16 protein-coding genes are annotated in these 19,302 nt (G+C 44.2%); 6 read left to right on the top strand and 10 right to left on the bottom strand.

The genetic code is table 11. The features are described 5' to 3' along the window. Positions 1 to 21 precede the first annotated feature (21 nt). The 4 genes from N5E84_RS18060 to N5E84_RS18045 all read right to left on the bottom strand — a co-directional run bounded on the left by N5E84_RS18060 (position 22) and on the right by N5E84_RS18045 (position 6,059). Positions 22 to 1,932: a methyl-accepting chemotaxis protein gene (locus N5E84_RS18060; protein ID WP_019283214.1), complete on the bottom strand. Its 1,911-nt coding sequence runs from the start codon at positions 1,930 to 1,932 to the stop codon at positions 22 to 24. Positions 1,933 to 2,200: 268 nt separating this feature from the next. Further along, positions 2,201 to 3,130: an agmatinase gene (gene speB / locus N5E84_RS18055; RefSeq protein WP_013867969.1), complete on the bottom strand. Its 930-nt coding sequence runs from the start codon at positions 3,128 to 3,130 to the stop codon at positions 2,201 to 2,203. Next, on the bottom strand, positions 3,131 to 5,041 hold the full coding sequence (gene speA, locus N5E84_RS18050) for an arginine decarboxylase (protein WP_026027469.1): 1,911 nt from the start codon (positions 5,039 to 5,041) through the stop codon (positions 3,131 to 3,133). A 187-nt stretch (positions 5,042 to 5,228) separates the two neighbouring features. Continuing rightward, positions 5,229 to 6,059: a tetratricopeptide repeat protein gene (locus tag N5E84_RS18045; protein WP_050934255.1), complete on the bottom strand. Its 831-nt coding sequence runs from the start codon at positions 6,057 to 6,059 to the stop codon at positions 5,229 to 5,231. Positions 6,060 to 6,392: 333 nt separating this feature from the next. Here N5E84_RS18045 and proV point away from each other — a divergent pair, with 333 nt between their 5' ends. Beyond that, on the top strand, positions 6,393 to 7,580 hold the full coding sequence (gene proV / locus N5E84_RS18040; RefSeq protein WP_019283216.1) for a glycine betaine/L-proline ABC transporter ATP-binding protein ProV: 1,188 nt from the start codon (positions 6,393 to 6,395) through the stop codon (positions 7,578 to 7,580). 2 nt (positions 7,581 to 7,582) lie between these two features. After that, complete coding sequence (proW, locus tag N5E84_RS18035) at positions 7,583 to 8,686, top strand: glycine betaine/L-proline ABC transporter permease ProW (protein ID WP_069212088.1); 1,104 nt, start codon at positions 7,583 to 7,585, stop codon at positions 8,684 to 8,686. 102 nt (positions 8,687 to 8,788) lie between these two features. Here the strand turns inward: proW and ltrA are convergent, their stop codons facing one another. Then, entirely contained in the window at positions 8,789 to 10,261 is a 1,473-nt protein-coding gene (gene ltrA, locus N5E84_RS18030; RefSeq protein ID WP_019283123.1) for a group II intron reverse transcriptase/maturase, read from the bottom strand. 592 nt (positions 10,262 to 10,853) lie between these two features. Here ltrA and proX point away from each other — a divergent pair. The 4 genes from proX (at position 10,854) to N5E84_RS18010 (ending at position 14,444) form a co-directional block, all read left to right on the top strand. Then, the gene (gene proX / locus N5E84_RS18025) at positions 10,854 to 11,861 is read left to right on the top strand and encodes a glycine betaine/L-proline ABC transporter substrate-binding protein ProX (protein WP_029388413.1); all 1,008 of its coding nucleotides are present in this window, start codon (positions 10,854 to 10,856) and stop codon (positions 11,859 to 11,861) included. 6 nt (positions 11,862 to 11,867) lie between these two features. After that, positions 11,868 to 12,398 (top strand): MarR family winged helix-turn-helix transcriptional regulator, encoded by a 531-nt coding sequence (locus tag N5E84_RS18020; protein ID WP_013867975.1) that lies wholly within the window; start codon positions 11,868 to 11,870, stop codon positions 12,396 to 12,398. Positions 12,399 to 12,534: 136 nt separating this feature from the next. After that, positions 12,535 to 13,101, top strand: a complete 567-nt coding sequence (locus N5E84_RS18015) for a mechanosensitive ion channel domain-containing protein (RefSeq protein WP_013867977.1) — start codon at positions 12,535 to 12,537, stop codon at positions 13,099 to 13,101. After that, positions 13,098 to 14,444 (top strand): magnesium transporter, encoded by a 1,347-nt coding sequence (locus N5E84_RS18010; RefSeq protein ID WP_069212089.1) that lies wholly within the window; start codon positions 13,098 to 13,100, stop codon positions 14,442 to 14,444. Before N5E84_RS18015 ends, N5E84_RS18010 begins: the two co-directional genes overlap by 4 nt. A 124-nt stretch (positions 14,445 to 14,568) precedes the next feature. Here the strand turns inward: N5E84_RS18010 and N5E84_RS18005 are convergent, their stop codons facing one another. The 5 genes from N5E84_RS18005 to N5E84_RS17985 form a co-directional block, all read right to left on the bottom strand. Next, entirely contained in the window at positions 14,569 to 15,984 is a 1,416-nt protein-coding gene (locus tag N5E84_RS18005; protein WP_019283088.1) for an aspartate kinase, read from the bottom strand. A gap of 48 nt (positions 15,985 to 16,032) precedes the next feature. Next, positions 16,033 to 16,419, bottom strand: coding sequence for an ectoine synthase (locus N5E84_RS18000; RefSeq protein WP_019283089.1), 387 nt, complete (start codon positions 16,417 to 16,419; stop codon positions 16,033 to 16,035). A gap of 9 nt (positions 16,420 to 16,428) precedes the next feature. Then, complete coding sequence (gene ectB, locus N5E84_RS17995) at positions 16,429 to 17,694, bottom strand: diaminobutyrate--2-oxoglutarate transaminase (RefSeq protein WP_019283090.1); 1,266 nt, start codon at positions 17,692 to 17,694, stop codon at positions 16,429 to 16,431. 11 nt (positions 17,695 to 17,705) lie between these two features. Then, complete coding sequence (ectA, locus tag N5E84_RS17990; protein ID WP_017046068.1) at positions 17,706 to 18,272, bottom strand: diaminobutyrate acetyltransferase; 567 nt, start codon at positions 18,270 to 18,272, stop codon at positions 17,706 to 17,708. A 490-nt stretch (positions 18,273 to 18,762) separates the two neighbouring features. Next, on the bottom strand, positions 18,763 to 19,272 hold the full coding sequence (locus N5E84_RS17985; RefSeq protein WP_017046067.1) for a hypothetical protein: 510 nt from the start codon (positions 19,270 to 19,272) through the stop codon (positions 18,763 to 18,765). Between the last annotated feature and the right edge of the window lie 30 nt (positions 19,273 to 19,302).

Below are 19,302 nucleotides of genomic sequence, written 5' to 3'. Positions count from 1 at the left end.
CGCCGCGTTAGCGGCGTTTTATTACTTTAATTTAAAGTTGGAGACCAAGCGGTCAAGCTCATGGTTTGAGTAAGAGAGTGACTCTGTAGCACTAACGGTTTGTCTGCCACTCACCACCAATGATTCAACGATGTCTCTTATCGCTAGCATATTGCGACTGAGCTCTTCTGCGACGGTACTTTGCTGTTCGGTCGCAGCAGCAATCTGCGTACTCAAATCATCAATTTCGGAAACGGAAGTGCTCATGATGTTTAAACTGCCAGAAACTTCAGACGTTTTATCTGCTGTGGTTTGACATTGGTTTTTAGTTTTGTCCATTGCGGCTACAACGCTATCCGTCCCTTCAAGTAGCTTGGCCAGCATATCTGATATTTCAGTAGTGCTGTTTTGCGTTCTCGCTGCTAAAGCACGAACTTCATCTGCAACCACCGCAAACCCACGGCCTTGCTCACCCGCACGCGCCGCTTCGATCGCCGCATTCAACGCAAGCAAGTTCGTTTGCTCTGAAATAGCGCAAATCACGGTCAATACTTCGCTGATCTTGATCGCATCTTTGTTCATATTGGCAATGCGCTCAGACATCTGTTCGACGTCACTCACCAATGAGCTGACCGTTTCAACCGCATTATTCACAATAATAATCGATTGTTTGGCCTCTTTGCTCGCCGAGTCAGTAATGTGATTCGATTGCGTAACGCTCTCTGCCACAGTACGTGCACTTTCACTCATTTCAGTAATGGCCGTCACCACTTGCTCTGTTTCAGATGAGTGCGAAAGCAGCATGCGCTCATTTTCCTTTGCCGTTTGACCTAACTGCTCAATATTAGAGGAGATGTTTTGACTGGCATCAGATATTTGCAACATCATTTTTTGTAGATTTTCTGAGAATAAATTGAAGCCTTGGCTTATCTGCGCTAAATCATCATCACCATTCACCTCCAAGCGGCGTGTCAAATCACCGGAGCCTTTCGAAAGATCAAGCACCGCTTTTTTCAGGCGTAGCAAAGGCTTGTAGATATAATTAAGAATGACGAAGATTGCCGCGACGCTGATAATGAGCAAAGTCACTCCAGTGTAAATAGCACTACTTTGCGCTTCATACACATTAGCTAACGCTGTACCTTTGTCGACGAACACCATCATGGTCCAGTACATGTTATCGGTTAGGTTAACGCGCTTGAAATAACCATCAAACTCAATACCTAAATAAGGAAATGACAAATGACCAGCATCTTGCTGGCTAAAAAGTTTCTCCATTTCGAGGAAATTAGGGCTGACTTGCGAGGGCGTTCGCCCAATATCACTAGGATCATCACTAGCAAAAAAGACAGCATTCTTGTCGGTTAGTGTCGCTGCACCGCCGGCAAAGCGCATATTACTAACTTGGACAATGACTTCATCCAGTTGGATATCTCCCAGCAAAACACCAATGAAACGGCTTTGTTGGTAGACAGGCATAACTACACTAATAACCTGTTTACCGGTGATTTTATCTTCATAAATTTCAGTTACCTGAGCAGTTCGAGAGGTTTTTGCTTGCTGATACCAATCCCTACTGGTGAAATTTTGTTGACCTGTAACAACTCCGTTGTCTTTGTCAAACGACATATAGGCACGGCCATCGTCATACGCCATAATGACATTTGAAATTTGCGCACTCTCAGCTAACAATCGAACTAAGTTGACATTCTCTTGATCAGAAAGAGCAGATCGGAAATGTTGTGAACCTTTAACTACGGCTTGATAACGTGTTTTCACCCAAGATTCGAGTTCAGAAACGTGATAGTTGAGCTTGTTTTGAGTTTCTGTGGTTAAAGAGGTAATCATCTTCTCTTTTAACGACAGCATGTTGATGGTACCCAAAACGATTAAAGAAATCGCAACGAGCAGCGCTACGCTCACATATATTCTGCTTTTAAAACCTAAAGTCATAAATTCACCCTCACCGTATAACAGCTAGAAAGATTAAGGTGAAACTTGATCATATTATTAATATGAATGGTAGACCAATGAGACACCTAGCCAACCTAATAAAATTGGTACACGGCGAACACTTATGCAAGTTATGTCATTAATATTTATTATTGAGTGCGCAAAGTGAATTTTACATTGAAAGACAAGATGATGATTTTTAATGGAAATACGTTGAGATGATGGTTAAGAAAAACGCGCAGTGGTGATGCTGCGCGCTGACTTATTTTTATGACGCCACGTTTGGCTTAGAAGCCCAAACGTAAAGCAGCTCTAGAGCAATTGTCGCACCAGCCAAAGCCGTTAGCTCACTTTGATCGTACGGAGGAGAAACTTCAACAACATCCATTCCCACCAAATTAATACCGGCCAATGCACGAATGATTTTCAGCACTTTATCGGAATTCAATCCACCACATACTGGTGTACCCGTTCCAGGAGCAAAAGCAGGATCTAAGCAGTCAATATCAAACGTTAGGTATACGGGTTTATCACCAATAGTTTGACGAATATTAGCGACGATCTCTTCCACTGACATATCATTCGCTTGCATCGCATTGATGACATTAAAACCGTGGCCTTCCTGTTTGTATTCGGTACGAATACCCACTTGCACAGAATGCTTGGCTGAGATTAACCCTTCCTTCGGCGCATGATAGAACATAGTGCCGTGATCATAAGCGCTGCCATTGGCATAGGTGTCTGTATGAGCATCAAAGTGAATCAATGCCATTTCGCCATAATATTTGGCATAAGCGCGCAATATAGGCAGCGTGATAAAGTGGTCACCACCTAAAGCAAGCATGGTTTTGCCACTTTTTAGAATTTCGCTAGTCGCCGCTTCTAAGCGATAAGTGAAATCTTCAGCGTCACCACAATCAAACACCAAATCGCCCGCGTCGATCACTTTGGTATCTTGGAACAAGTTAAAGTTCCAAGGAAACTTTTTACCTTCCCATGCAAGGTTCACTGAAGCGCGACGAATCGCATCTGGACCCATTCTCGCCCCTGGGCGACCTGATGTAGCCATATCCAAAGGTACGCCCAGTACCACGACATCGGCATCTGCACTTACTGGGTCTTTAACATAAGGACGACGTACAAACGTCATCGCATTGGAATACAGGGAATAATCAGTTTTAGTAAACAAATCATTCATTTAGAAATCCTCTAGATAGGTATAACCGCTCAAGCCTTGCTCAAGCTCTTGCAATACATTTTCTTGTTCTTCAACCGCCACTCGCTGGCTAACTAATTCGCGGTAGTTTTTACGGATGGCATCCACATCAATATGGACATAGCGCATCATATCTTCAACCGTGTCTCCTTCGTTGATCGATACGATTTCGGTTTCGCCATTCTCTGCCATGTTCACCACCACGCTGTGTGTGTCGCCAAATAGGTTATGCATATCACCTAAGATCTCTTGATAGGCCCCTACAAGGAAGAATCCCATCAAATACGGTTCATCGGCATTCCATGCTGGCACTGGCAGCGTTGTTTCAATACCTTGCCCCTCGACGTATTGCTCGATGGCACCATCAGAATCACAGGTGATATCCAGCATCACGGCGCGGCGATCTTCCACTTTTTCAAGGCCAGACAATGGCAACACAGGGAAAACTTGGTCGATTCCCCACGCATCTGGCAATGATTGAAACAGTGAAAAGTTAACAAAAAACTTATCCGCCAAACGCTCATTCAGTTCATCCAAAATAGGACGATGGAAGCGGTTTTTGGTGCTCATTTGCAGTGTCAGTTCGTGATAAATGCGCAGCGATAGCTGTTCAGCCCAAGCACGGTGCTGAAGGTTAATAACGCCAGTCGAAAACTGGTTGTGCGCTTCCGACAGATCGCTTTGCGTATCGTTGTAAATTTCAATCAGTGCACGCGCATCAGAACCTTCACTTAAGCTTTGCCAGTTACGCCACATGTTTTGTAGCAATACCGGAGCTTCTTCACCGACTTCTGGAATCTCTTCTGGGTAATACGCTTCTGTACCAATAACATTAGTGATAAGTACGGCGTGGTGCGCGGTAATCGAGCGGCCTGATTCAGAAATAATGACTGGCCTTGGCTGACTATATAACTGGCACACATCGCTTACCGTGCTTACGATATTGCGTGCATATTCAGCTAAACCATAGTTCATCGAGTTGGATGATTGACTGCGTGTACCGTCGTAGTCCACCGCCAAACCGCCACCCACATCGAAGAAGTCAATCTCCGCACCAATATCACGCAGCTCGCAGTAAAAACGCGCCGCTTCGTTCACGCCATTACGCACATCACGAATATTCGCCATTTGCGAACCTAAGTGGAAATGCACCAGTTGCAATGCTTCTAATTGCTGCTCTTTTTTAAGGCGTTCGATAACGGTCAACACTTGAGATGCAGAGAGCCCAAACTTCGATTTTTCACCACCACTCGCCTGCCATTTCCCCGCGCCTTGAGAAGCTAAACGAATACGGAGCCCTAAACGTGGTTTCACGCCTAGGCTTTTCGCTTCTTTCAGCACGAGATCCAGCTCAGACAATTTTTCCAAAACGATGAATACTTTATGGCCAAGCTTTTCACCAATCAGGGCCAGACGAATGTACTCTCTGTCTTTGTAGCCGTTACATACAATCACTGAACTTGCTTGTTGGGCTAAAGCCAATACCGCCAATAATTCTGGCTTACTGCCCGCTTCCAATCCAAGCTGTTTAGTCTCTAGCTGCGCTTGGCTGGCTAAAATCTCATCTACCACCTCTTTTTGTTGGTTCACTTTGATTGGGTAGACCAACAGGTAGTTGTTTGGATATTGGTATTCTTCAATCGCCTGATTAAAGGCGTCACAGATGTTATGTACGCGTTGATGCAGGATCTGCGGAAAACGTACAAGCACAGGCAAATTTAAATCACGCGCTTCAAGCTGCTTTACGATCGAACTCAAGGGGGTTTGGTGCGCCTTATCATGGCGCGGCGAAACATAAACTTCGCCTTGATTGTCAATACCGAAGAAGCCTTGGCTCCAATAATGAACATTGTAGTCAGCGCGAACGCGATCTAATTTGGATGGTTGTTCCACATCTAATCTCACAAAAACAGAGAGTAAAAAGTGAATCAGAAAGTCTGATATCACGACTTGACGCCTGTAACGTCAGGCGCATTAACGGTTAAAAGCGTATGTGTGTCTAATGATAATAATTTGTCGTTAAGATTACGTTTGATTATCACAAGTTCGTTATAAAAAGTGGATGAAATTTAATACAAAATCAAACGTTGCCACTGATCAGCCCGTCAAACTTCTTATTGCCGTGTAGCCCTTCTAAATCAGCTTCTTCTGCAATTAAATCTCGCAATGAAGCGCTAATTTCCGTGGCTCTTTGTAAATCCTCAACCGCTTGTTCTTCAGCTCCGATACGCGCATACGCACATGCTCGTTGGTACAAGGCTGGTGCATTAGCATCATCTAACTCTAGCACGCGATTACATAGGCTCAGTGCCCAGTAGTATTCTCGAATTTCCATCGCAGCATCTGCTTTGTATGTCAACGCTTCCAAATCTCCGGGACGGATTTTTAAAATTTCGTCATACACTTCAATACGCTGTTCTGGTGTTTGGACACTTTGCGCTCTCAACCATAAGTTATGGATTTCATTAATAATTTCAATTTCACGGTTGTTTTCAGTAATGATGCGTGTTTTGCGCTTAAGATCTCGCTCCAAGGCGAGGAATTTTTTCTCATATTCCTGCGCAATTTGATTTAGCCGTTTATCGGCCAGCTCACGCGTGTTGTGCTTCACTTCTTTAAGTGACTGCCAACCAATTAATGCAACTAATGAGGCAACACCAGCGATGACATAGAAAAAATAGGTCACCGTCACATTCGAGTAATTCAGTGACTTGTCTGCAACGGACAGTTCTCTGTCGGTAATTTGAATCGTGAGTCGCCGTTCAAGATCTTGTTGATCTTGTCTTAACGCTTTCAGCTCATCCAATATGTAGCGCTCAACCAAAGGACGATCCAGTATTGGCGATTCAGAATAAGGCTCTTCCTGTGCCAGGGTTGGGAAAGACGTTAGCACTATCAGGAACAAGAACATCTGCAATAATTGCAGCACAATCGGTTGCTCATTTATTTTTCTCACTCTCTACCTCTTTCATCAGACACGTTGTCGATTTATTCGTCGCCATTTTCAAATCTGCACACCTATGGACCCAAATTTCTCTGGCCTGTCATCCACATACAACCATTTTAACTCAAACTATTTTTTGTTTTTTTAAATTTATTTTTGATATAAAAAATCAGTAAGTTAATGACAAAATAGCTAATGGCAATTGGGTTAAAACTTGAAAACCGTCAAATTAATGTTTAGTGTACTATACATATTTACGGCTAAACATTAAATAGCCATGAAGAACAAAGGATGTAAATCATGTCACCCGTGTTAGAAGTTAAGAACCTCTACAAGGTATTTGGAGAGACTCCGCAACAGGCTTTCCCGCTGTTAGAAAAAGGGTTGGATAAGGACCAAATTTTCGAGCAAACCGGGCTCACTGTTGGGGTCAAGGATGTGTCTCTTTCAATCAATGAAGGGGAGATTTTTGTCATTATGGGTTTGTCCGGTTCGGGCAAGTCCACTTTAGTTCGATTGTTGAACCGCCTGATTGAGCCAACCCAAGGAAGTGTTTTACTGAAGGGTAAGGATATTGCTCATATTTCAGAGCAAGAGCTGCGCGATGTAAGACGTAAAAATATCTCAATGGTATTTCAGAACTTCGCACTCATGCCACATATGACCGTTCTTGAAAACGCTGCCTTTGGATTAGAATTATCAGGAGTGGTGGTTCATGAACGTAATAAAAGTGCAAAAGAAGCGCTTGCTCGGGTTGGCTTAGACGCCTACTGTGAGTCATTCCCTGATGAGTTATCGGGTGGGATGAAACAACGCGTTGGTTTGGCTCGTGCACTCGCCAACGACCCTGACATTTTGTTAATGGACGAAGCATTTTCCGCACTCGACCCGTTAATCCGCACCGAAATGCAAGATGAACTAATCCGCCTGCAAAATGATGATAAGCGAACCATCGTTTTTATTTCTCATGACCTTGATGAAGCAATGAGAATTGGTGACCGTATCGCCATTATGCAAGATGGCATCGTCGTACAAACGGGCACGCCCGATGAAATATTGCATCATCCTGCTAACGATTACGTCAGTTCATTCTTTCGTGGCGTTAATGTTGCCAGTGTTTTTTCAGCTAAAGACATTGCCCGCAAAAAATCCGCGGCCGTTTTTAAAAAACACGACAATGATGGCCCGGCTGCAGCAATGCAGTTACTGATGGATCATGACCGAGACTACGGAATTGTAGTTGACCGTACGAATAAATACTCTGGCATTGTGTCGCTCGACTCTCTGAAACAAGCTCTCAAGCAACAAACATCGCTTAGCGCGGCACTACTGCCTGATATTGTGACGGTTGATCCGGAGCTGTCTGTTAGTGAATTAATCAGCCAAGTTGCTGAAGTCCCCTACGCCGTGCCTGTTGTCGATCAGCAGGGAAATTATTACGGCGTGATCACCAAATCACGCTTATTGCAGACTTTGGATAGGGAATAATTATGACAACAGAAACCAACATTCAATCCACAGAGGCGCTTGACCCATGGGCGTCTACCGCGCAAACGCCTGTCAGCAGCGATCCTTGGTCAGCGACTACTGCATCCCCAACTACAGCAGGTGATTGGTTAAATGGCGCAACCGACGCTCCCGCGCCTTTCGATTGGCTGCACCCATTTCAAGATGCAATTATCCCCTTTGATCACTGGGTTGAAACCGGGCTGGGTTGGTTAGTGGAACACGGTAGGCCATTATTTCAAGCTGTCAGAGTACCTGTTGATTTTATTTTAAGTTCATTTGAAACCACGTTAGTTTCAACGCCAGCGCCTGTGATGTTGTTGATTTTATTTTTGATCACATGGCAACTTGCTGGACCTAAAATGGGTATCGCTTCATTAGCCTCACTGATTACGATTGGATTAATCGGAGCGTGGTCACAAGCAATGGTCACCCTCGCCTTGGTCATGACCTCGGTATTCTTTTGCCTATTGATTGGCTTGCCACTTGGGATTTGGCTGGCCAGAAATCAAACGGCTGCAAAATTCATCCGCCCCGTTTTGGATGCGATGCAAACCACACCCGCATTTGTGTATTTAGTCCCGATCGTGATGCTGTTCGGAATTGGCAACGTACCTGGCGTGGTGGTAACCATTATTTTCGCCCTGCCACCGATTGTTCGTTTAACCATATTAGGTATTCAACAAGTTCCGGAAGAGCTTATCGAAGCTGGCCATGCATTCGGCGCAAGTCCAAAACAGATGCTCTACCGTATTCAGTTACCACTAGCCATGCCGACCATTATGGCCGGTGTCAATCAAACACTGATGCTATCGCTGTCGATGGTTGTGATTGCATCCATGATTGCTGTCGGTGGCTTGGGGCAAATGGTTTTGCGTGGTATTGGCCGACTTGATATGGGACTCGCTGCCGTGGGGGGACTTGGCATTGTCATTCTCGCCATCTTACTTGATCGCCTAACTCAGCATATCGGTACAGAAAATCGCGATCAAAAAGTACGCTGGTATCAAACCGGCCCTATCTCACCCTTTTATTTACTGAAGCAAAAACTAACTCATCAGAGTGCAAACAATCTAGGAGTCGGATAGGCGACACTTGTTACCAAGTGCCGCCCTCCTAAGAACCGTACGTGCAACTTTCACTGCATACGGCTCAAGCCTCCGCTAAGGCGTATTACGTTACCCAGCAACCTAGATAGCAGTTAAGGCAGGGTCAAACCAAGAGTGACGACTTTCCTTTTTCGGCTTCCTCTTTGCTAAGTAATCTTGGTAAAGCGGATCGAATGGGGTTGCTGCACTTCTAATTTTCACATGCCTTTTGATCGGCGTTTTCGCTATTTGAATTAGGTTGTAGTGACAGTCCATATTGGCGATTTTCTGCCAACCGTGAAATTGCCAACCACCACTTCTGTTCATATAGTATTTGCGCCTTACCCAGTCTTTTGATTTAGTAGGATGGCGTCTTACCGCCCATCGCCACAGTAACCAGAAGATTTGATGACCGAGGTAACCGAAAGTGCGTTTTGCAACGCAGTGGCGATAATAGTTCGCCCAACCTTTCAGCTTAGGGTTCAGTAATCTAATGAGATCATTGACTGGCATTGTTGCGTGCTTCTTGATGAGTTCACGCAAGTTACCCAAGAAAGAGAGAACGTTGCTCTTACTCGGTTTGATGAGTAGTTTGCCTTTGTACTTCCTGAGGTTAAAGCCCAGAAAATCAAAGCCATCATCTATATGAGTAATGTGTGTTTTCTCTTCAGAGAGTGTCAACCCTCTTTCTTTTAGAAAATCAATCACCCTTGGTTTGACTTCGTTAACAAGCACATCTTTTGACGAACCTGTTATCACAAAATCATCCGCATAACCGATAAAGTTAACTCGTTCTCCCGATTTCTTAGCGACTTCTTTCACGAGCTTTTCTAGGCCCGCAAGCGTCAGTAACATAAGCGTTGGAGAGATAATTCCTCCTTGCGGAGTTCCCTCCGACGTTCGGTAGAACAAGCCCTTATCGATATAGCCAGAGCCTAACCACTGCTTCAGCATCCTTTTGTCTATTTGAACATGTTCAAGTAGCCATTCATGCCCAATCTTGTCAAAGCAAGCTTTAATATCCCCCTCCAAAACCCAGCGACCTGAGCGCTTAAGACACAAGCATTTGAAGCATTGTGCTATTGCGTCAGCCGTACTGCGATTAGGGCGAAAACCGTAGCTATTTGGATCTGCTATCGTTTCCGATATCGGTTCCAAAGCAAGCAGATAAAGCGCTTGTTGCGCTCGGTCTATCATGCATGGAATGCCGAGGGGTCTAAGTTTGCCATTCTTTTTCGGGATGTAGATACGTCTGAGCGGTTTAGCTCGGTAGCCTTTGCGATTCAATTGATCCACTGCGGTCATTCGACGGGTATCCGTATTCCAAATGACACCATCGATTCCTGGAGTGTTACTGCCTTTGTTTTGGGACACCCGCTTCACAGCAAGTAATTTCGCTGATCTGGAGTGCGTTAAGATCCACTGCAAAGCCTTCGCTTTACTGTGTTTTCCCTCTCGAGTTGCTTTTGCAATGCGCATTTGAAGCTTTAACACGTGCGACTCGACAGCTTTCCAATCGATGGATTGCCATTGAGTGCCATTAGGAGAAGCACTAACTTCTGATGAAGCCACCATTTGCGTTTCTCCTTAAATAAAGTTCTTCAAATCATCTTGCAACGGGAGACCAGTTAGAAGTCAGCTCGCTTTCGCGCCAGATATAAACCTGTATCCACTTCATTACAAAGCGGCCTTTGCTTTTTCTAACCTCCTTTACCTGCACACCTATCGGCAATCTTCGCAGACTGCTTTCCCAATGGGAGATATACAGGCTTACCCTGTTCCGTATGTCGCGCAAAATATCAGCTTAGATGCCCACTATAGTGCGGAGAGTACATCGATCACGAAAGAGTACTGTCCAACTTCTTTCCGACTCTCATTGCCATTTTGGCCACAGCGTATTAACCACTTCCGCTGCTTCATCATATAACGCGCCTTACGTGGATTCACTTACGTTCATCATACTGACACCCTAGCACTTACCCGATTTGTGGTTATCAGGAAGAACGTCCTCTCACGATTCAGTTCCCACTCGGTCTAACAACCGAGTTTCGTTACATTGTCGGATCCGCTGCTTTATTCAGGATCCTAGGGTCATCTGGTGATACAGATGGTTCACTCTTGTCGTGGTGAACAACGCTTCATACGACTTCAGGTCGCACGAACAGAAATGAATTACGCATGGAAGACGTTAATCTCAACCAATTTAATCGCATCGGCGGTATTACCCATCAGCGCTTGGGCTGATAAACTTCCTGGCAAAGGTATTAGTGTACAACCCGTACAATCGACAGTGGCTGAAGAAACATTTCAAACTCTCATCGTGAACAAAGCGATGGAAGCGCTGGGGTATCATGTCAAACCGACCAAAGAAGTCGACTACAACGTGGCTTATACTTCGATTGCCGAAGGCGATGCAACCTATCTCGCCGTTGGGTGCTTTCCTTTACACGCCAACAAATACTCGATGGCGGGCGGCGACACTAAGTTCTATCGAAAAGGTCAATACATCTCAGGAGCGGCGCAAGGCTACTTGATTGATAAAAAAACGGCAGATAAGTACGGCATCACCAACATTGCTCAGTTAAAAGACCCTAAAATCGCCAAACTGTTTGATGCAAATGGCGATGGTAAAGCAGACTTAACTGGCTGCACACCCGGCTGGGGTTGTGAGATGGTGATTGAGGAGCACTTAACCGCCTACGGTTTACGATCGACCGTTACTCACAATCAAGGTAACTATGCCGCTATCATTGCCGATACGATTTCACGCTACAAGAAAGGCGACCCCATCCTTTATTACACTTGGACACCTTATTGGGTGAGTGGGGTTTTGGTCCCAGGTAAGGATGTCACTTGGCTTGAAGTCCCTTTCTCTGCCCTACCTGGTGAGCGCAAAAATATCGATACAACCCTACCCAACGGAAAGAACTTCGGCTTTGAGATGAACAGTATGCTGATTGTCGCCAATAAAAAATTCGCTCTAGAAAACCCAGCCGCAGCAAAACTTTTTGAAATCATGAAGTTGAATATTAATGATATCAGTGCGCAAAACATGATCATGAGTAAAGGTAAAAACTCTGCCAAAGATATTGAAGCTCATGCCAATGGTTGGATAAAAGCTCACCAATCTGAATTCGATTCGTGGATAAAAACCGCCAAAGAAGCCGCTAAGTAAGAGAGTATGGAGCCACCCATATCAAAAGGGTGGCTCTGCTTATTTTCAAGGAGGAAAGTATTGGATATTCATGAAGAAGTACTGGTCGCTATACGCCAAATTATTCGTGCGACAGATCTCCATTCCAAAAAAATAAACAAAGATTTTGGCCTCACTAGCCCCCAACTATTGTTAATGCGTGCGATCCAAAACTCGGCCGATATGACCATAAAGCAACTCTCCGATCATACTAATATGAGCCAAGCTACAGCGACCAGCATTTTGGATCGCTTAGAAAAGCGCGCACTGATCATTCGAGAGCGAGATCAACAAGATAAACGTAAAGTTCATGCATTGTTGACCCCAACAGGAGATGAATTATTACTCAAAGCACCCACACTGCTAAAAGATAGCTTTATTGAACAATTTCAGGCGTTAAACGCATGGGAACAAACTCTCATTCTCTCCACTTTACAGCGGTTATCGATGATGATGAAAACACCAGAAATAGAAGCATCGACGCTATTGTCTAGTCTAGAACCCGATGATCCTCTCTAGTTTTTATTCGACCGACTAAAGCAAATTGGTTACTTTTTTCTCAACCCAATTCCAATTATCAACCTCAGCCAGATTAGAGGTTGTAATTGACTGAATTTCGGTTATTTTGAACCAAATCTCTTTTTTCTGATTCGTCATGGAATACTTAGACTTATTTCAAAAAAATTATCAATGGATCATCACGATCATGGCGTTGCTTATTTATCCTAAAACAGCCAGCTACACCGTGCGATGGTTTGAGAATATGGTCATAGGCAAAGTCGATATTCATCGGCTTAAACGAGCACGTTGGCTGGTGAAGACCTTACTCTTCTTGGTGTTAGTGTTGACTCTGCTAATGATGTGGGGCGTGGAACTGCGTGGGTTATTGGTTGTTGGCTCATCACTTTTTGCGTTGCTTGGCGTCGGTTTGTTTGCAGGTTGGTCTTTGCTGAGCAACGTCACCTCATTTCTGGTTTTATTTGTACAAAACCACTGTCGCATCGGTTTATGGGTGCGAGTGGTGGATGGCGCAAATTTTGTTGAAGGTAAAATCGTCGACATGAACCTACTCAATGTCGTATTAGAGAATGTTGATGGCAATACAGTGCTCTATCCAAACAACCTCTTTATTGTTCGCCCTGTAATTGTATTAAACAAAACTCCAGAAAAAGCCGTGAAAAAAATCGAGAAGAAACAACTTCCTATCGGAGTAAAACGTTGAACGAATATCAAGACCTTTCACTGCATATTGAAACGATTTCAAAAGCCGATGAACAGCAACAAATCGACTTACTCGGCGAGTACGTGGAAAGTGGGCTTGATGAAAGTTCGATCGCAATCATCTTAGAAGCTTTTCCTGTCGAGCAGCGGGTACGTCTGTGGCGTAGCCTACCCTTAGAGCTACACATTGATGTACTGACAGAGATGCGTGCTGAAGTACGTTTTTCTATCATCAACGCACTGTCAGAAATAGAACTAAAACTGACTCTCGCCAAACTCGATAACTTATCTCTGCTCGAATGGGCCGATTCTCTGCCTGATGAAATCATCAGTGAAGCGCTGCGCTTAATTAGTCGCGACGAGCTTGAATTGTATGATCAAGCCAATGCCTATGAAGATACTGAAGTTGGCCACTGGGCAAACCGTAAAGTGTATACCTTGCCTTTCAGCATCAGTGTCGACAAAGCCAAGATACTATTGGAGAAATATCATTATGACTCTCCACAACATATCTATTTGATCAACAAAACAAAAAAATTCCAAGGTATCGTGAGTTATACAGAAATTTTGCTTGCTGAAAGCAAAACTTTACTGAAAAACATCAAGCAAGATGATCTCTTTACGCTGAATGCTCACCAATCACTTTCTGAAGCAGTAGAAGCGTTAGAACATTCCCAATTGCCGACCGTCGCCATCATTGATAACCATGAAATCTTAGTGGGTGAAATAGACTGGCAATTTGCCCTGAGTACACAACGAGAGATTTACGAATCGCGCTTAATGGCCGGTACAGGTATGGATGAAGGAGATGACTTATTTGCACCCATCATTAAAAGTTCCAAAAAACGAGGCCTTTGGCTCGGGATCAACCTGCTGACCGCCATCCTCGCTTCGGTCACTATAGGTATGTTTGAAACGGTCATCTCGCAAGTTGTCGCGTTAGCGGTGTTGATGCCAATTGTTGCCTCGATGGGAGGTATTGCGGGAAGTCAAACCTTAACCTTGATGGTACGTGCCATGGCATTGAACCAAATTACACCGGGTAACCGTTTTGCGTTGCTCAAAAATGAAATTGGTATTGGTTCCATTAACGGTTTGTTATGGGCGTTGATCATTGGTGCCTTGGCAGGGCTCTGGTTCCAGTCAGCGATGATTGGCGCCACCATTTCACTGGCCATTGTCGTAAATATCATTACCGCCGCGCTGTTTGGGGTACTCATCCCGATCACGCTTGATAAGTTTAAGCTTGACCCAGCATTAGCGGGCTCTGTCATCTTAACCACAGTAACGGATGTTGTCGGCTTCTTTGCCTTCTTGGGCACAGCAAGTTTAGTGATGTTGTAGCTTTCCAAACCGCTTGAAACCCAAGCGAGCTAAGCCACTTAAAAAAAACAGCCGCTCCGAAAATAAATCCCCAATCACGTAGATTACTATGTGATTGGGGGGAACGATGCTTCAATCTGAACCGCTAAGCCGCTTTTTTGGTAGATAGCGGTTTCGCAATCAACACATTATGTAAAACACAAATCGCGCGATTGTAATCGTTGTCTTCTACGACGAATTGTACATTGACATTACGCATCGACGAGTGAGCGGCAATAGGGCTAATTTTTGCGTTAACTAATGCTTGCATGCCTTGCGTTAATACGTTGTTGGTGTTCATTGATGCACCGATTGCAGAAATGAGGGCGACCATTTTTCCTGATACGGATGCATTCGGGTAGCGCTTCTCTATTTTGTACAACACGTGGTTTAAGTTATCGCTGCTGCCACTGAGGTAATACGTCATCGAGTTTGCATTCATCTCTTTACCAACGAGATGTACCTTAGCTTCGGCGATCACTTCCATCAATTCATAACTGGCATTATCAATTTTCCCGACCATGCTTTGGTCAAAAATATGCAAGGCGAACACTTTGTCCTTGCCCGCAATAATCTCTACCTTATTGTTCTGAGGCTTATGAACATTGGAAATGAGAGTACCTTTATGCTCTGGTTCGAACGTATTTTTGATTCTGAGCTCAATCCCCTGCTGACGCAGCCCAGCTGCCGCATTCGGATGAATCGCTTCCATACCTAAATTAGCCAGTTGGTCTGCTACGTCAAAGTTCGTCAATCCCATCGGGCTAACCTTATCCGCGCCTACAATTCTCGGGTCTGCGGAGCTTAAGTGATACTCTTTATGGATGATCGCTTGCGTTGCGTTGGTTAATGCGGCAATGCGGCTAAAGGTCATTTCACTATAGCCACGATCATAGGTTTTCATTAATCCTTCATTACAGTAGGCGTAGCCAGTCACGATTGGCAATTGCGTTGCTACATCAATGTCTTCGAAGGCAGCCAAAATCACCTCATCTAAGCTTCCTGCTTGCCCATTATTCCATCCGGAGAGATCAATGAAGCATGCATTAATCCCAAGAGTTTTTAGCTTCAAACTGGTGTTATAGGCACTATGAGCCTCACCTATTGAAGATAAAAATTCTCGCACCTGAGGCAAATACTGACGCAATGAAAACTGCCCGTATTGACACGTTTCTAGAATATTATTAATGCAGTTGACTGCTTCTGAGATCCGCGAACGAATAAATTTATCCGCGCGAATACGACTCATAGGATCGGCGAACAAATGCTCATTAATCAGCAACATACGTTGCTCAAGTTGGTACATGGCTTCTTGCCATTGCGTATCATGTTTCGCGATCATCTGGTAAATACCGGGCTTGCCAGTGCGTTTGCATTCCAGTAGGGCATCGGTAATAGTTGCATACGCTGATACCACAAACACTCGATCATAAGGGTGATGAGGCCTTAGTAAAATATTGTCGAGCACAGCATCAAAAGCGCTCATTGATGTTCCACCGATTTTTTCTACGGTGTAAGACATGGGATCTCCTTTTCTTTTAAATTGAATGCAGTGAATCGTCGCGAGTGATTACTCAATGATTGGGTAAACACCTTTTTCATCATGCGTTTCAGTTCCTGTCAGTGGCGGGTTAAAAACACATGCCATAACCATATCTGCACCAGAATAAGCTCTTAAATAGTGTTCATCATGTTGATCAAGGATGTACAAAGTGCCGGGCTTTATCGGGTAAGTTTCCCCTCCTACCACTTCGACTTCCCCTTCACCTGACATGCAATACACTGATTCCAAATGGTTTTGATAGTGAATATGGGTCTCGCCGCCTTTAAAAATGGTCGTAACATGGAATGAAAAACCCATATTGTCATCTTTCAGCAGCATACGAACGCTTTCCCAAGTTTGAGCAACAACCCGGCGCTCACTTTGGCGACACTCTTCTAATGTTCTAACAATCATTTTTTATTCCTAAGATGCTTTTTTTATTAACTGAGAGGCTAGCTCTTCTACCGCTTGTGCAAAAATATCTAAACCTTGGTCGAGTTCGGTTTCCGTGATAGTGAGTGGACAGAAAAACTTAATCACTTCGTCATTTGGGCCTGCGGTTTCAATCACCATCCCTAGTTGAAAACAACGACGAGCAATTTTATGGGCGATCTCACCACTGCTACATTCAATGCCTTGCATTAGTCCACGCCCTTTGTGGCGGTTAAACAGTGTGGGGAAACGACGCAGTGTGGTTTGAATGACATGCGTCACTTGCTTGGCTCGATGTGCGATATGAGTGGTAAAATCATCATTTGACCAATAGGTTTCCAGCGCTTTTGTAGCGGTTACAAAGGCGTGATTATTACCGCGAAAGGTTCCGTTGTGCTCTCCCGGTTTCCACACATCTAACTCAGGTTTCAGCAACACAATCGCCATAGGTAACCCATAACCACTGAGCGATTTCGATAGCGTCACTATATCTGGTTTTATTGCTGATGGCTCAAAACTGAAAAAGGTTCCCGTACGTCCACAACCAGCTTGAATATCGTCAACGATAAGCAAAATGTCGTTTTTCTTACAGAGACGACTTAAGCGTTGCAACCACTCGTTGGACGCGCAATTTAAGCCACCTTCGCCTTGAACAACCTCCAATAATACCGCAGCCGGTTTGTCTAAACCCGATGAGTTGTCATTCAGCATATTTTCAAATAGCGACAGGCCATCAACATTGGCATAGCCATCATAAGGGAGCCGCGTCACGCAACCTAAGCTAAGCCCAGCGCCGCCTCGATGATGTTGATTTCCAGTTGCGGCAAGTGCGCCATAAGAGCAACCATGAAAGCCGTTAGTGAAAGCCACAATATTACTTCTACCCGTGGCTTTTCTGGCCAGCTTCATTGCCGCCTCTACAGCATTAGTCCCAGTTGGACCAGTAAACTGCACTTTGTAGTCGAGGTTTCTTGGTTCAAGAATGAGACTTTCAAATACCGCGAGGAACTCAGCCTTGGCAGAGGAGTGCATATCCAAGCCGTGAGTAATGCCGTCTTTATCAATGTACTCCAATAGCGCCTGCTTAAAGAGGGCGTTATTGTGACCATAATTTAACGAACCAGCTCCAGCCAAAAAATCTAAGTAGCGATCACCAGAATCGGTAAATAGCCAGCTCCCTTTTGCCGTAGAGAAAACCACGGGAAAGTGATTGGCATAAGATTGCACGTTTGATTCTTTCTTTTTAAAAATGTCCATAACGATGATAGTTATCCTGTTAAGTTAGAACGAGGTTTGAGCGGAATGCGGTACAAATACTCGGTATCATGTTCACCTTCAAAGTGACGAGTTTGATCGAGAAAGGTCGATACCTCTCCTTGCTCGCCATGTGCTCGATCAAACTTCTTAAAGAGGCTCCATGAACCTTGATTGTTTTTCGTGATAGTCGTTTCCAATACACGAACATCAGCCATAACGTCACGAGCGAGCAATTCATGTAACAAATGTGAGGCAAGCCCTAGCCCACGAGCATTTGGATGCACGGCCACTTGCCAAATAAACAATTCATCAGAATTGTCAGGCTTTAAATAGGCCGAAATAAACCCCACGGTTTCGCCATTTCTTTCCGCTAAGATGCAGGTCTCTTGAAAGTGAATCGCTTGTAGGAAATTACAGTATGAGGAGTTTTCATCTAAGGGAGGGCATAGCCCAATCAAATCATGTACACGCTGCCCGTCGGCTTGATTAGGGGTACGAAACGTCCATTGTTCTGTCTTTGTTTGCATAATTTCCGGGTATGCAACCCAAGGTGCTGCTGTAATCATTGTCTGCCACATGAATAGTTAGAGCTCTAATTAAAAACCTCTATATAAACTAACAGTACAAATGAAAAATTCAACCCAAAAATTCAAAAAAACAACAACAATACATATAACTCACTGATTTAAAATAAATAAATAAGATTGAATATTTAACCAAAAAACCATCAATTAGTTAGATGTGTAACTAAATAAAAGTGAGATAGCAGAGTGAATGTGATTGAACCTAGCGGCATTAGCAATCTGAGTCGTTTTTGCAGTTTGCATTTGCAGCCTGCAAAAATTTTCTTGGGGAAGTTTGAAAAAACAAGGAAACAATAGCAACTAAGCGCTATAAAACTTGGCACGTATGCTGCAATAACTATATCGACCCTTCTTAAGCCGAGGGTCACCTAGCCAACTGACGTTGTTAGTGAATACTCTTTGTTCACAATTTACATAGGCCAATCGCGAATATTGCGGTTGGCTTTTTTGTTTTCTGAGGGAGTGTGTTTACTGAGGGAAAACGTTAGAAGGGAACTTCAATTTGCATCATGACAACACTGTCGAAATCTTCATGCCAACGATAGTCAAAACGCATGCGCGGCTCACCCGCTTTTTTCTCGCCAAAACCGATACTTAGCTGTAAGCCGTGACTCATTAACCACTCTTCGGTTGACATATCACTTTGCTCGTCAAGCAATTCAGAGGGTATCCAGACTCCAAAGCCAATGTAGCTTGTGGCCAATTTCTGAGTAAACAGGGGATCCGAATCGGCTTTTAAAAACCAATCGGCCCAGTAAGAAGAGTCGGCTGGAGATTCTTCAAATAAACCTAAAGCCAGCAGTTGTTTCGATGCGTAGCCCATACTATCTAATATAGAAAAGCAGACGCCCGATGCTGGTAACATTGTTGGGCTACTATCTGCACCTAGTGTTAATTCTAACTCTGGCGTTAATAATGAACCGGAATAGAGATCGCAAGCTTCCGTCAGCGACGAAAACATGATTAACGCACAAACAGCCACATTTAACTTCATGAATGCAAACAGCTCCGACCACGAAAAGGG

Source organism: Vibrio sp. J502, assembly GCF_025397955.1.
Taxonomy (GTDB): domain Bacteria; phylum Pseudomonadota; class Gammaproteobacteria; order Enterobacterales; family Vibrionaceae; genus Vibrio; species Vibrio anguillarum.
Note: the sequence above shows the minus strand (reverse complement) of the source record. Positions and strands in the feature narration are given on the sequence as shown.